Source organism: Streptomyces sp. NPDC027185, from assembly GCF_055567035.1.
This window is the reverse complement of the sequence record NZ_JBVHRF010000005.1, coordinates 108697-121200: the sequence shown is the minus strand read 5'-3', so window position 1 is coordinate 121200 and position 12504 is coordinate 108697. Positions and strand designations below refer to the sequence as shown.

Sequence of the window (12504 nt, the reverse complement as noted above, 5' to 3'; positions counted from 1 at the left end):
GGCCGCCTGGTGCAGCCGCTCCCCGGGCGGGCGTCCGCCGGGCGTAGCCGCCGGTGGGTGCCGGGACCCGGGCGGTTCTCCCAGTGGCTGGGGCCGGTGGGCGTGGCGTGTTTCGTGGTGCTGCTCCTCGGCGGGGTGTCCGGTGCTGTCGCGGGTGTCGTCACCGGGTACGCCGCCCACCGCTGGCGACTGCGGCAACGCGCCGTGGACGCCGACCGGTCGGCGCGGGACGCGGTGCGGGCCGAACTGGCTCCGGCGGGGGATCTGCTGGCCGCGTGTCTCGCGGCGGGCGCGGGCCCCCGGGAGGCGGCGGGCGCGGTCGGGCGTTCGCTGGACGGCGCGGTGGGGGAACGGCTGCGCACCGTCGCCGCCGAGCTGCGGCTGGGTGGCGAGCCGGCCGTCGTTTGGCGGCGCTTGGCGGAACTTCCCGGCGCCGGAGGGCTGGCGCGGTGCATGGCCCGCGCCGGGGTATCGGGGGCGCCCGCCGTGGACGCGGTGTCCCGGATCGCCGCCGAACTGCGTGCGGAAGCCGCCCGGACCGCAGCCGCGCGGGCCCGCCGGGCGGGCGTACTGGTGACCCTGCCGCTGGCCGCGTGTTTCCTCCCGGCGTTCCTGACGCTCGGGGTGGCACCGATGCTGATCGGCCTCGCCGGAGGGATGTTGGGGCACCGATGACGCGGCGGTACGGCACGAGCGAGCGGTGCGAAACGCCAGGGGACAGGTCGAGCCGCGTCAAGCGTCCCGGACCGTCTTCGGCATCAACTGCGCTGCCTGGCAGATATGTCAGCGATCCGGTCGGCCGACGTGTGGCCCCAGCCCTCACTCACTTACGTCACCAACTCGGCGATTCATCAACGGACTTCTTCGACAACAACAGCTTCTTCGACAATCCGGAAAACCAGGAGGAACACATGTGGCGACGGTGGCGTGCGGCGGTACGCGGGTGCCGTGACCGGGGAATGACGACGGCCGAATACGCGGTGGGAACGTTGGCCGCCTGCGCGCTGGCCGCCGTGCTCTACAAGGTGGTGACCAGCGCGGCGGTACAGACAGCGCTCCGGTCGGTGATCGAGAGGGCGCTCCATGCGCAGTTCTGAGGCGCGCCGTGGCACACGGCGGCGCGCGGCGGGAAGAGACGTCCGGCGCACGGCGGAAGGCCCGCGCCGCACAACCGCTGCGGCAGGACGGACGGCGAACGGACGGCGTACGAGCAGCCGCCACCGGGCGGCCGGGGGAGAACGGGGACGAGGATGGACACGGCGTACGGACAGCACCTGCCGGACGGGGAGCGCCCCGCGGCAGCAGCGAGGCCCGGACGTGGACGGCACCGGACAGGTTGGTGGCGGGCACGCCCTGGAGGCCGCCACGCCAAAGGGCGCGGCGCGGAAGGGAGCCGGCCCGCAGTGGGACGGCCGCGACGGCGTCGGCGCGGCTGCCCGTGGCCGCCCGGTCACCGTGGGCGGGGCCACTGGGAGGGCCGGCCTGCGCCCGGTGGGTGGTGCACGGTGTGAGACCGCGTACGCGCTGCTCAGGGCCGTCCGTCCCCGGGGAGCCCGGAGGGCGGACGCGGGCTTCGTCACGGCGGAGACCGCCTTGGTGGTGCCGGTCCTGGTGGCCCTGGTCGCCGTGCTCATCTGGGGGCTCATCGCGGCCTGCGCCCGGATCGAGTGCGTCGACGCCGCGAGGGCAGGGGCACGGATGGCCGCGCGTTCGGAGCCGCACGGCGTGGTGCTCCGGGCGGCACGTGGTGCGGCACCTGAAGGCGCCCACGTCACGGTGGGCCGCGAAGGCGACCTGGTGCGGGTGCGGGTCGCGGCGGAACTGCCGGGAATCGGACGGTTGACGGTCCGGGTCGGCGGAGAGGCGGTGGCACTTGCGGAGGACACGGTGCGCTGACCGGGGCTCCGCGACGGTGTGGACGGTGTTCGCCGCGGCGGCGCTGTGCGCGGTCTTCGCCGCCCTGCTCGCCCTGGGGCAGGCCGTCGCGGCCCGTCACCGGGCGGGCGGCGCGGCGGACCTGGCGGCCCTGGCCGCGGCCGACCAGGCCGCGCGGGGACCGGCCGCGGCCTGCGCCACGGCCCGCCGGGTGGCGGCGGCACAACACACCCGCCTGGTGCGCTGCGCGCTGACCGCCGCCGTCGCCGACGTATCGGCCGAGTCCCGCGAAGGCCCCTTCACCGCCCGGGTGCGCTCCCGGGCCGGGCCGCCCTGGGCGGCGCCGTCGGGCCCCGCGCCGCCAGGCCCCGCCGGGCGGTACGGCGGCCTCCCGGCCGGGCCTGCCGTGAGGCGGACAGCGACGCGCCGGGAAGATTTCGCCACCGGCCGTACCGACACGGGCTACGCCGCCCCGGGTGGGCACGGCCCGGGGCGGCCCCGGGCCGCGGCTTTCCGTACCGCGGCGGCCCCGCACGAGCCGGACAGCCGCAGGCATCGCGTGCCCGAGCCGCCCCGTGAGGGCCGCGCCGCCCCGGCCTCGGCGCACCGCGGCGGCCTCGGCCGGCCGTGGGCCCACACACTGTCCGGAGGGGGCGGCAGCCACACGGCCGTGGAGCGCTGGGGCCACCGCCCCAGCCCCGCCCCCGTGCCGCAGCAGCCCCTCGTACCAGTCGAAGAAGCCCGGCCGCGGGCCTGCCCCGAGGGCCGCCCCGCTCTATCCCGCGGCCTCCGGAGCCGCCTCCGGCGCGCCGCGCAGCAGTTCGGTCAGGAGGCGGACGGCGCCGCGTTTGTGCAGGGGGTCGTTGCCGTTGCCGCACTTGGGGGACTGGATGCAGGACGGGCAGCCGGCCTCGCACTCGCAGGAGGCGATGGCGTCGCGGGTGGCCGTGAGCCAGTCGGCGGCCGTGTGGAAAGCGCGCTCGGCGAAGCCCGCGCCGCCCGGGTGGCCGTCGTAGACGAAGACGGTGGGAAGGAGGGTGTCGGGATGCAGCGGTACGGAGACACCGCCGATGTCCCAGCGGTCGCAGGTGGCGAAGAGCGGCAGCAGGCCGATCGAGGCGTGCTCGGCGGCGTGCAGCGCGCCACCGAGCTGTTCCGGATTGACGCGGGCGGCGTCGAGCTGGTCCTCGGTCACCGTCCACCACACCGCGCGGGTCCGCAGCGTCCGCGGCGGCAGATCCAGCTTGCTCTCGCCCAGGACCTCCCCGGTGATGAGCTTGCGCCGCAGGAAGGAGACGACCTGATTGGTGACCTCGACCGACCCGAAGCACAACCGGCCCGCGCCCCACGGCACTTCGGTCTCCGTTTCGAGGACGGAGACGGCCGTGGTGTCCCGGGCGGTCGTGGAGTACGGCGGGTTGGCCCCCGAGACGAGCGCGACATCGTCCGCCAGGTCGAAGCGGTCGACCACGTACGTACGGCCCTGATGGAGATGGACCGCGCCCTCGTGGACCGTCGTATGGGCGGCGGCCGCGTCCACCGTGCCGAGCAGCCGCCCCGTACCGCTCTCGACGACCTGCACCGGCGCGCCGCCCTGCCCGCGGATGTCGGTCAGGTCGCAGGCCCGCTCACGGCGTGTCCAGTGCCAGCCCGAGGCGCGCCGCCGCAGCAGATTCGCCGCCTCCAGCTGCGGCATCAACGTGGCGGCAGTGGGCCCGAACAGCGCGAAATCCGCCTCGGTCAACGGTATTTCCGCCGCCGCGGCACACAGATGCGGGGTGAGGACGTACGGGTTGCCGGGGTCCAGCACCGTCGACTCGACCGGCTGGTCGAACAGCGCCTCGGGATGGTGGACGAGATAGGTGTCCAGCGGATCGTCGCGGGCCACCAGCACCGCCAGCGCCCCCTGCCCCGACCGTCCGGCCCGGCCCGCCTGCTGCCACAGCGAGGCGCGGGTGCCGGGATAGCCCGCGATCAGCACGGCGTCCAGACCGGAGACGTCCACGCCCAGCTCCAGCGCGGTGGTGGCGGCCAGCCCGAGCAGCTCACCGCCGTGCAGCGCCCGCTCCAGGGCACGCCGCTCCTCGGGCAGATACCCGCCCCGGTACGCCGCGATCCGGGCGGGCAGCGACCGGTCCACCTCCGCGAGCCGCTCCTGCGCGATCAAAGCGATCAGCTCGGCACCCCGCCGGGACCGTACGAAGGCGACGGTGCGGACGCCCTGCACCGCGAGATCGGTGAGGAGGTCGGCGGTCTCGGCGGTGGCGGTCCGGCGGACAGGCGCGCCCCGCTCGCCGTGGAGCTCGGTCAGCGGCGGCTCCCACAGGGCGAAGACCGTCTCACCGCGCGGCGAGGAGTCCTCCGTGATCTCCACCACGGGCAGTCCGGTGAGCCGGCCGGCGGCCTCGGCGGGCTCGGCGGCGGTCGCGGACGCGAGCAGGAAGACCGGCTCGGAGCCGTAGCGGGCGCACAGCCGCCGCAGTCGCCGGATCACCTGGGCGACGTGCGAGCCGAACACTCCGCGGTAGGTGTGGCACTCGTCGATGACGACATAGCGCAGCGCGCGCAGGAAGGAGGCCCAGCGCGGGTGCCCGGGGAGGATGCCCCGGTGCAGCATGTCCGGGTTGGTGAGGACGTAGTTCGCGTACTGGCGCACCCATTCGCGTTCCTCCACCGGGGTGTCGCCGTCGTAGACCGCCGGGCGGACCGCGTCGCCGAGCGGGGCGGCCAGCTCCCGTACGGCGCGCCGTTGATCGGCTGCGAGCGCCTTGGTGGGGGCGAGGTACAGCGCCGTGGCGCCGCGTCCGCCCGGTGGCCCGCCGCGTTCGCGCGGCAGCCGCCCCGTCGCGGCGGGCCGGGCACCGTCCAGGAGGGTGGAGAGCACCGGCGTCAGATACGCGAGGGACTTGCCCGAGGCGGTGCCGGTCGCGAGGACGACGGAGGTGCCGTTGAGCGCGTGCTCGGCGGTGACGGCCTGATGGGTCCACGGTCGCTCGATCCCGGCGTCCCGGAGGGCGGAGATCACTTCCGGCCTGATCCGTTCCGGCCAGTCGGCATGGCTGCCCGGACGCGGGGGCAGGTGCTCCGTATGAGTGATGCGTGCAGCGCGGGTCGCGCCCCTGGCGAGACGGTCGAGAATGATGCCGGGGGAAGGGTTTGCGCCCGCATCCGTCGGGAGTCGATTGGAGGCCATCGGCACCGAGTCTGTCACCGGTGTGACGGACAATGCTGAAAGGGCGTCGTGCACGCCTGCTGGTAAGTGATTGAATGCCATCGCGGCTGCCGATCCGTCCCCTACCTTTCGGTGGGGAGGCCCCAGGGGGGCGACCGCTCGATAGCAAGGTGCTGGAGGATCCGTGGACCTGTCCCTGTCGACCCGGACCGTTGGCGACCGTACGGTCGTCGAGGTCGGTGGCGAGATTGATGTATACACCGCGCCCAAGCTGCGCGAGCAGCTGGTCGAGCTTGTGAACGACGGCAGCTACCACCTCGTGGTGGACATGGAGCGTGTCGACTTCCTGGACTCCACCGGGCTCGGTGTGCTGGTGGGTGGGCTCAAGCGTGTGCGTGCCCATGAGGGCTCGCTGCGCCTGGTCTGCAACCAGGAGCGCATTCTCAAGATCTTCCGTATCACCGGACTGACCAAGGTGTTCCCGATTCACACCTCGGTCGAGGACGCCGTCGCAGCGACCGACTGACGGCTCCGCGGTGCCCGCGCGCAGGCGTGGGTGAGGAAGAAGTGTGGGGGGTACCGGGCGACGCCGTCCGGCCCCCTGCGTTGCACGTCCGCAAATCGAGGGGGATGGCATGGCCACCGTCGAACTCCGTTTCAGCGCCCTGCCGGAGCACGTCCGGACCGCGCGTCTGGTCGCGGCCGCGGTGGCGAGGCGCGCCGGGGTGGACGAGGCGGTGCTCGACGAGGTGCGGCTCGCCGTCGGTGAGGCGTGCAGCCGGGCCGTCGGCCTGCACTTGGCGCACGGTATCGACGCGCCCGTCCACGTCGCCCTGATCGAGGACGAGAAGAAGTTCGCGATCGAGGTCGGCGACGATGTGCCGAGCGGGCCCGGGGAGCATGCCTCCGACGACGGATCCGACGCGGACGGCGAGGACGAGATGGGCCTCGCGGTCATCAGCGGGCTGGTCGACGAGGTCGAGGTCACCTCGGGTGCGGACGGCGGCCGTATCCGCATGAGCTGGCCGACGGCCGCGGCCACGGCTGCGCCGTAGCGTTTCTCCGGCGCTGTGGTGTGCGCGCCGGGTTCATGACTCTTCCGTGGGCGGGCGGGCCTTCGATGGCGTCCGGCCCCGCCTGCCGAGCGTTTTCCGGCTGGTGTGCCGGGTTCTCCGCCGGGCTCCCCGGCAGCTTTCGGCCCTTGCCGTGATCATCCGGGCCTTGTAGGGGCTCCGGGGTCCCGTCGCCTTCGGCCCTCGCGCTCTCGTGCCCCTTGCTGCTCTCGTGCCTCTCGGGGCCTTCCGGCTCCGCTCTCCGCGGCCTTCACCCGGACTCCGGGGTTTTCTGGCTCCTGGCGTGCTGTTCGCCCTGTCCGTCGGGCTTCCCGGTGCGTCCGCCGGTCCGGCTCGACGGCCCCCTGGCCCGGTCGTGGTGGTTCTGGCCGGAGGCGGGCGTTTCTCGGGGATGCCGGGGTTGAAGGGCAGGCGCTCCGATCCGGACGCAAACTGACGTGGTGTCAGGGCTGGCTCGGCCGGCGGGAAGCTTCGTTCCGTGGGGCGGGGAAACGTTCCGGGGGCGTGCTGCGGGGGATGCGTAATGGGCTTCGGGGGCGGGAGTGGCGTCTTTGAGCAGCGGTGATCAGTAGGAAACTGAGATCATCGTTCAGTGGTCAGCTAATTAGCCGCATTCCATCGTCCGGGCTAATTCGTGAGGCGCGTTCCTTTTGATCTTCCCGGCTGCGGCCGAATTCCGTTTCACGCGTACTGTTTTGCTGTCGTGCGGCTCCCTACAATCCGTCCACATCTTGCTCAGTTCGCCTGAGCGTGCTCGCGCGCGCCCATGTGCCAAACGTCAAGGAGGACGAATGGCGGGGCCATACACCCCTCAGTCGCTGAACTCCCCCTCCCTTCTCGCCGGACCGTCACTGACGGCGGGCAACCGCGGGATCGTGCTGGTGATCGCCGTCATCGCGCTGGCGGCGCTGGCCGTCGCCGCGGTGCTGGTACGTCAGGTGCTCGCCGCCGGCGAGGGGACCGACAGTATGAAGAAGATCGCCGCCGCGGTGCAGGAGGGCGCGAAAGCGTACCTGGCCCGGCAGTTGCGGACGCTCGGCGTATTCGCCGTGGTGGTCTTCTTCCTGCTCATGCTGTTGCCCGCGGACAATTGGACGCAGCGGGCGGGACGCAGTGTGTTTTTCTTGATCGGCGCCGGATTCTCGGCGGCCACCGGGTATATCGGCATGTGGCTCGCCGTACGCAGCAATGTGCGGGTGGCGGCCGCGGCCCGGGAAGCCACTCCGGACGGCGGTGAGAACGACGGGATCGGGAAAAAGGATCTTACGGCGGTCTCGCACAAGGCCATGAAGATCGCTTTCCGTACGGGCGGCGTCGTCGGCATGTTCACCGTCGGCCTCGGGCTGCTCGGCGCGTCCTGCGTGGTGCTGGTCTACGCGGTCGACGCGCCCAAGGTGCTGGAGGGCTTCGGGCTGGGTGCCGCGCTGATCGCGATGTTCATGCGGGTCGGCGGCGGCATCTTCACCAAGGCGGCGGACGTCGGCGCGGACCTCGTCGGCAAGGTCGAGCAGGGCATCCCGGAGGACGACCCGCGCAACGCCGCGACCATCGCGGACAACGTGGGCGACAACGTCGGCGACTGCGCCGGGATGGCCGCCGACCTCTTCGAGTCGTACGCAGTGACGCTGGTCGCCGCGCTGATCCTCGGCATGGCGGCGTTCGGCGACGCCGGGCTGGCTTTCCCGCTGCTGGTGCCCGCGATCGGCGTGGTCACCGCGATGATCGGGATCTTCGTCGTGGCGCCGCGCCGCGCCGACCGCAGCGGGATGACCGCCATCAACCGCGGCTTCTTCATCTCCGCGACGATCTCACTGCTCCTGGTGGCGGCAGCGGCGTTCACCTACCTGCCGTCGACGTACCAGCAGCTGGCGGGCGTCACCGACCCGGAGATCCTGGGCCGGGGCGGGGACCCGCGGATCCTGGCGCTGGTCGCCGTCGCCATCGGCATCGTGCTCGCCGCGCTGATCCAGCAGCTCACCGGGTACTTCACCGAGACCGGGCGGCGTCCCGTCCAGGACATCGGGAAGACCTCGCTGACCGGCCCCGCGACCGTCATCCTCTCCGGTATCTCGATCGGGCTGGAGTCGGCGGTCTACTCGGCGGTGCTGATCGGCCTGGCGGTCTACGGGGCGTTCCTGCTGGGCGGCGCCTCGATCATGCTGGCGCTGTTCGCGGTGGCGCTGGCCGGTACGGGGCTGCTCACCACCGTCGGCGTCATCGTCGCGATGGACACGTTCGGGCCGGTGTCGGACAACGCGCAGGGCATCGCGGAGATGTCCGGGGACGTCACCGGCGACGGCGCGCAGGTCCTCACCGACCTCGACGCCGTCGGCAACACCACCAAGGCGATCACCAAGGGCATCGCCATCGCGACGGCGGTGCTGGCCGCGGCGGCGCTGTTCGGTTCGTACCGGGACGCCATCGCGACGGCGGTGCAGGGTGTCGGCAAGGCGGCGAGCGGGATGGGGCTGAGTCTGGACATCTCGCAGCCGAACAATCTGGTCGGGCTGGTCCTCGGCGCGGCGGTGGTCTTCCTCTTCTCCGGGCTGGCGATCAACGCGGTCTCGCGGTCGGCCGGTTCGGTCGTCTTCGAGGTGCGGAGGCAGTTCCGCGAGCACCCGGGGATCATGGATCACACCGAGCAGCCCGAGTACGGGCGGGTCGTCGACATCTGCACCAAGGACGCGCTGCGGGAACTGGCCACCCCCGGACTGCTCGCGGTGCTCACCCCGATCGCGGTCGGTTTCGCCCTCGGCGTCGGCGCGCTCGGCTCGTTCCTCGCCGGCGCGATCGGCACCGGCACGCTGATGGCGGTCTTCCTGTCGAACTCCGGCGGTGCCTGGGACAACGCCAAGAAGCTGGTCGAGGACGGGCACTTCGGCGGCAAGGGCAGCGAGGCGCACGAGGCGACGGTCATCGGCGACACCGTGGGCGACCCCTTCAAGGACACCGCGGGACCGGCGATCAACCCGCTGCTGAAGGTGATGAACCTGGTGGCGCTGCTGATCGCCCCGGCGGTCGTGAAGTTCAGCTACGGCGCGGACCAGAACACCGGGGTACGCATCGGCGCCGCGGGGCTCGCCCTGCTGATCATCGTCGGCGCGGTCTACCTCTCCAAGCGGCGCGGCATCGCCGTGGGTGACGAAGACAACTCCCAGAAGTCCGCGAAGACCGCCGAGACGGTCGTCGCGTCCTGACGGGGAAGCGTCTTTGACGAGGTGACAGACGGGTGGCGGGCGTTCCGTGGCGGGCGCCCGCCACCCGTCGTCGTTCGAGTGCGGAAGACCTCACCTTCCTTGGTGCAAATGGCTTTATTACGGTACGTAGCGGATGGCCCGCTCGTGGGCCAGGCCCTTTGGCCGTGTATGTTCCGGGGCCGAGAGCCATGGAAGGGACCGATCCGGTGAACAAGAAGCTTGTGGCCGCGCTGTCCGGCGGTGCGGCACTGATGCTCGCGCTGACCGGGTGCAGCGACGACAGCAGCAAGAAACTCGACGACTGGGCCAAGAAGTTCTGCGACCCCGCACAGGCACAGTTCAAGAAGATTCAGGACGCCAACGCCGCGATGCAGACGGCCGATGACGGCACCACGGACTCCAAGAAGGTCCAGCAGACCGACTCGGCGGCCTTCCAGAAGATCTCCGACGCCTACGCGGCCCTCGCCACCTCCCTGGACAAGGCGGGCGCCCCGCCGAGCGACAACGGCGAGACGGCCCAGAAGGACGCGGTCAAGGAACTCAACGCCCTCTCCAAGGGGTACGCCGGCCTCAAGAAGCAGGTCGACAACCTCGACACCGGCGACAAGCTGAAGTTCGCCGACGGGCTGCGCGACCTCTCCAACGGCATCAACAAGCTCAACAAGCAGAGCGAGGCCGCCTTCAAGAAGCTGGAGTCCGGCGACGTCGGCAAGGCGATGGCCGGTCAGAAGGGCTGCCAGAGCCAGAACGCGCCGGCCTCGCCCTCGGGCGGCGAGTCCAAGAAGTCGTAACCGGCGGGCCGCGCGCGGTCCGTACCCCGGAAACCGGTCCACGGCCCGGCGCCGCGCCCGCGAGGCGCGCGGTGCCGGGCCGTCGCCGATTGTCAGTGGCGGGGCCGACAATGGTCGGTGTGAGTACGCACCTCCCCACCACAGATGTCCGCGACCCCGCGAGCCGCGCCCGCACCGACCGGCTGCGCGAGGCGCTGCTCGCCGCCGGCTTCACCGCCGACGGCCTGCTGGAGCTGCTGGGCGCGCCCGCCTACGCCGCGCTGGCCCGCAGCGAGACGGTGCCCGCGCTGCGCGCCACCCGGGGCGATTCCCCGCTGGAGACGCTGGTGCGGCTCTTCCTCCTCCAGCGTCCGGTGCGGCGCGCCCGCGCCGAGGCAGCCCTGCCGGTGGCGGACTGCCTCGCCGACGGCTGGCTCGTGGCGGACGGCGACGCGCTACGCGCCCGGGTGGACGTCCGTCCGTACGGCGGTCCCGAGGGGCAGGACTGGTGGGTCGTCTCCGACCCGGGGTGCGCGGTCGGCGGCGCGGGCGGCATCCGCGGCGCCGGGGAGACGGACCGCTCCGAGCTGGTGCTGGGCGTCGGCGGCGCCTCCACGACGCTCGCCGGGATCACCGTCCCCACGCCCGTGGGCCGCGCCCTCGACCTCGGTACGGGCTCCGGCATCCAGGCGCTGCACGCCTCCCGGCACGCCACCCACGTCACGGCCACGGACCTCAACCCCCGGGCGCTGCGGATCGCCGCGCTGACGCTGGCGCTCTCCGGGGCGGCCCCCGCCGAGCTGCGCGAGGGGTCGCTCTTCGAGCCGGTGGGCGAGGAGAGGTACGACCTCATCGTCTCCAACCCGCCGTTCGTGATCTCCCCGGGCGCCCGGCTGACCTACCGCGACGGCGGGATGGGCGGCGACGACCTGTGCCGCACCCTGGTGCAGCAGGCCGCCGCGCACCTCAACGACGGCGGGTACTGCCAGCTGCTGGCCAACTGGCAGCACGTCGAGGGCGAGGAGTGGGCCGACCGGGTGCGCTCGTGGGTGCCGCGCGGCTGCGACGCCTGGGTGGTCCAGCGCGAGGTGCAGGACATCACGCAGTACGCCGAGCTGTGGCTGCGGGACGGCGGCGACCACCGGGCCGCCCCCGAGGAGTACGCCGCGCGGTACGACGCCTGGCTGGACGAGTTCGAGGCGCGCGGCACCCGGGCCGTCGGCTTCGGCTGGATCACGCTGCGCAAGTCCGGTGCGGACGACCCGTCGGTCCTCGTCGAGGAGTGGCCGCACCCGGTGGAGCAGCCGCTGGGCGAGACCGTCGTCGGGCATTTCGCGCGCCAGGACTATCTGCGCCGTACGGACGACGCGGCGCTGCTGGCCGGGCACTTCCGGCTGGCCGGCGAGGTGGTCCAGGAGCAGGTCGGGCTGCCCGGCGCGGAGGACCCGGAGCACGTGGTGCTGCGGCAGAACAGAGGCATGCGGCGCGCCACCAAGGTGGACACCGTCGGCGCCGGGTTCGCCGGGGTCTGCGACGGCTCGCTCCCGGCGGGCCGGATCCTGGACGCCATCGCCCAACTCATGGGTGAGGACCCGGTGGTGCTGCGGGACCGGACGCCGGAGGCGATCCGGATGCTGGTGGAGCAGGGCTTCCTGGAGCCCGTGGAGGGGGAGGGCTGACGGTGGCGGCGAGACGGAGCTGACGGGGCGTCGGCGGCCCGCCGCGTACGGCTGCCCGGTGGGCCGTGCGCGGTGGTCCGGTGTGTGACCCGGGGCGCGTTCAGGGTTCGGATCCGGCCATATCCGGATCGGTGCGGGATCAGGGGGTCTGCGACGGAACCCCGGGGCCGGTTCCGGCACTCACTCGGGATGAGGACGGGCGGGGGCGCCGGGCAGGCGACGGGTCTCCGCCGTGAGTCCGGTCGTCAGCTCCATCAGCCCAGCCAGTGAGGACTGTCATGAACCGAGCACTCCGTTTGACCGCCGTCAGCATGATCACCGCCTCCCTGCTCGTCGGGGGCGGGGCCGCCGCGTTCGCCGCGCCCGCCCAGACCCACTCGCCCACCCCCGTCACGGCGACGGCACCGGCCACGGCGTCGCTCACCGCCAAGGCGAGCGTCGCCTCCGCCCAGGCGTGGGAGGAGTTCCGCATCACCGGCACCGCGCAGGGGGTGGCCAAGGGCACGAAGGTCACCGTCCAGCAGAAGCAGGGCACCCGCTGGGTCTCGCTGCCCGCGCAGACACCGGTGAGCGCCACCGGCACCTACTCGGTGCGGGTGAAGCTCGGCATCAAGGGCGTGAACCACCTGCGGACGGCCGTGAACACGACGGTCTCGCCCGAGGTCACGGTCACCGTGCGCTGACCCGTCCGCCGTACCGCGCCGTCGCCGCGGGGGGCCGGCCGAGAGGCGGACCCCC

General features: G+C 72.8%; 10 protein-coding genes and 1 pseudogene. 10 read left to right on the top strand and 1 reads right to left on the bottom strand.

Annotated elements, in window-relative coordinates:
* Positions 1-57: 57 nt before the first annotated feature.
* From ACZ4M8_RS17815 to ACZ4M8_RS17800, 4 genes and pseudogenes are all read left to right on the top strand, one after another.
* Positions 58-675, top strand: coding sequence for a type II secretion system F family protein (locus ACZ4M8_RS17815; RefSeq protein WP_467608282.1), 618 nt, complete (start codon positions 58-60; stop codon positions 673-675).
* Between the two features lie 236 nt (positions 676-911).
* Positions 912-1097, top strand: a complete 186-nt coding sequence (locus tag ACZ4M8_RS17810) for a DUF4244 domain-containing protein (protein WP_467609132.1) — start codon at positions 912-914, stop codon at positions 1095-1097.
* Positions 1098-1596: 499 nt separating this feature from the next.
* The gene (locus ACZ4M8_RS17805) at positions 1597-1896 is read left to right on the top strand and encodes a TadE family type IV pilus minor pilin (protein ID WP_467609130.1); all 300 of its coding nucleotides are present in this window, start codon (positions 1597-1599) and stop codon (positions 1894-1896) included.
* Between the two features lie 16 nt (positions 1897-1912).
* Positions 1913-2146: pseudogene (locus ACZ4M8_RS17800) on the top strand (Rv3654c family TadE-like protein); the annotation flags it as partial.
* 504 nt (positions 2147-2650) lie between these two features.
* Here ACZ4M8_RS17800 and ACZ4M8_RS17795 read toward each other — a convergent pair.
* Positions 2651-5149: a DEAD/DEAH box helicase gene (locus ACZ4M8_RS17795; RefSeq protein WP_467608280.1), complete on the bottom strand. Its 2499-nt coding sequence runs from the start codon at positions 5147-5149 to the stop codon at positions 2651-2653.
* A gap of 82 nt (positions 5150-5231) precedes the next feature.
* Here ACZ4M8_RS17795 and bldG point away from each other — a divergent pair, with 82 nt between their 5' ends.
* The 6 genes from bldG to ACZ4M8_RS17765 all read left to right on the top strand — a co-directional run bounded on the left by bldG (position 5232) and on the right by ACZ4M8_RS17765 (position 12449).
* Entirely contained in the window at positions 5232-5573 is a 342-nt protein-coding gene (gene bldG / locus ACZ4M8_RS17790; protein ID WP_365110777.1) for an anti-sigma factor antagonist BldG, read from the top strand.
* A gap of 109 nt (positions 5574-5682) precedes the next feature.
* Positions 5683-6102 carry an ATP-binding protein gene (locus ACZ4M8_RS17785; protein ID WP_467608277.1) on the top strand — a complete coding sequence of 140 codons (420 nt, stop codon included), beginning with the start codon at positions 5683-5685 and terminating at the stop codon, positions 6100-6102.
* 809 nt (positions 6103-6911) lie between these two features.
* Positions 6912-9317 carry a sodium-translocating pyrophosphatase gene (locus tag ACZ4M8_RS17780; RefSeq protein ID WP_467608275.1) on the top strand — a complete coding sequence of 802 codons (2406 nt, stop codon included), beginning with the start codon at positions 6912-6914 and terminating at the stop codon, positions 9315-9317.
* Positions 9318-9523: 206 nt separating this feature from the next.
* Positions 9524-10108, top strand: coding sequence for a small secreted protein (locus tag ACZ4M8_RS17775; RefSeq protein ID WP_467608272.1), 585 nt, complete (start codon positions 9524-9526; stop codon positions 10106-10108).
* 119 nt (positions 10109-10227) lie between these two features.
* On the top strand, positions 10228-11766 hold the full coding sequence (locus tag ACZ4M8_RS17770) for a DUF7059 domain-containing protein (protein ID WP_467608270.1): 1539 nt from the start codon (positions 10228-10230) through the stop codon (positions 11764-11766).
* A gap of 278 nt (positions 11767-12044) precedes the next feature.
* Positions 12045-12449 (top strand): hypothetical protein, encoded by a 405-nt coding sequence (locus ACZ4M8_RS17765; RefSeq protein ID WP_467608267.1) that lies wholly within the window; start codon positions 12045-12047, stop codon positions 12447-12449.
* Positions 12450-12504 lie beyond the last annotated feature (55 nt).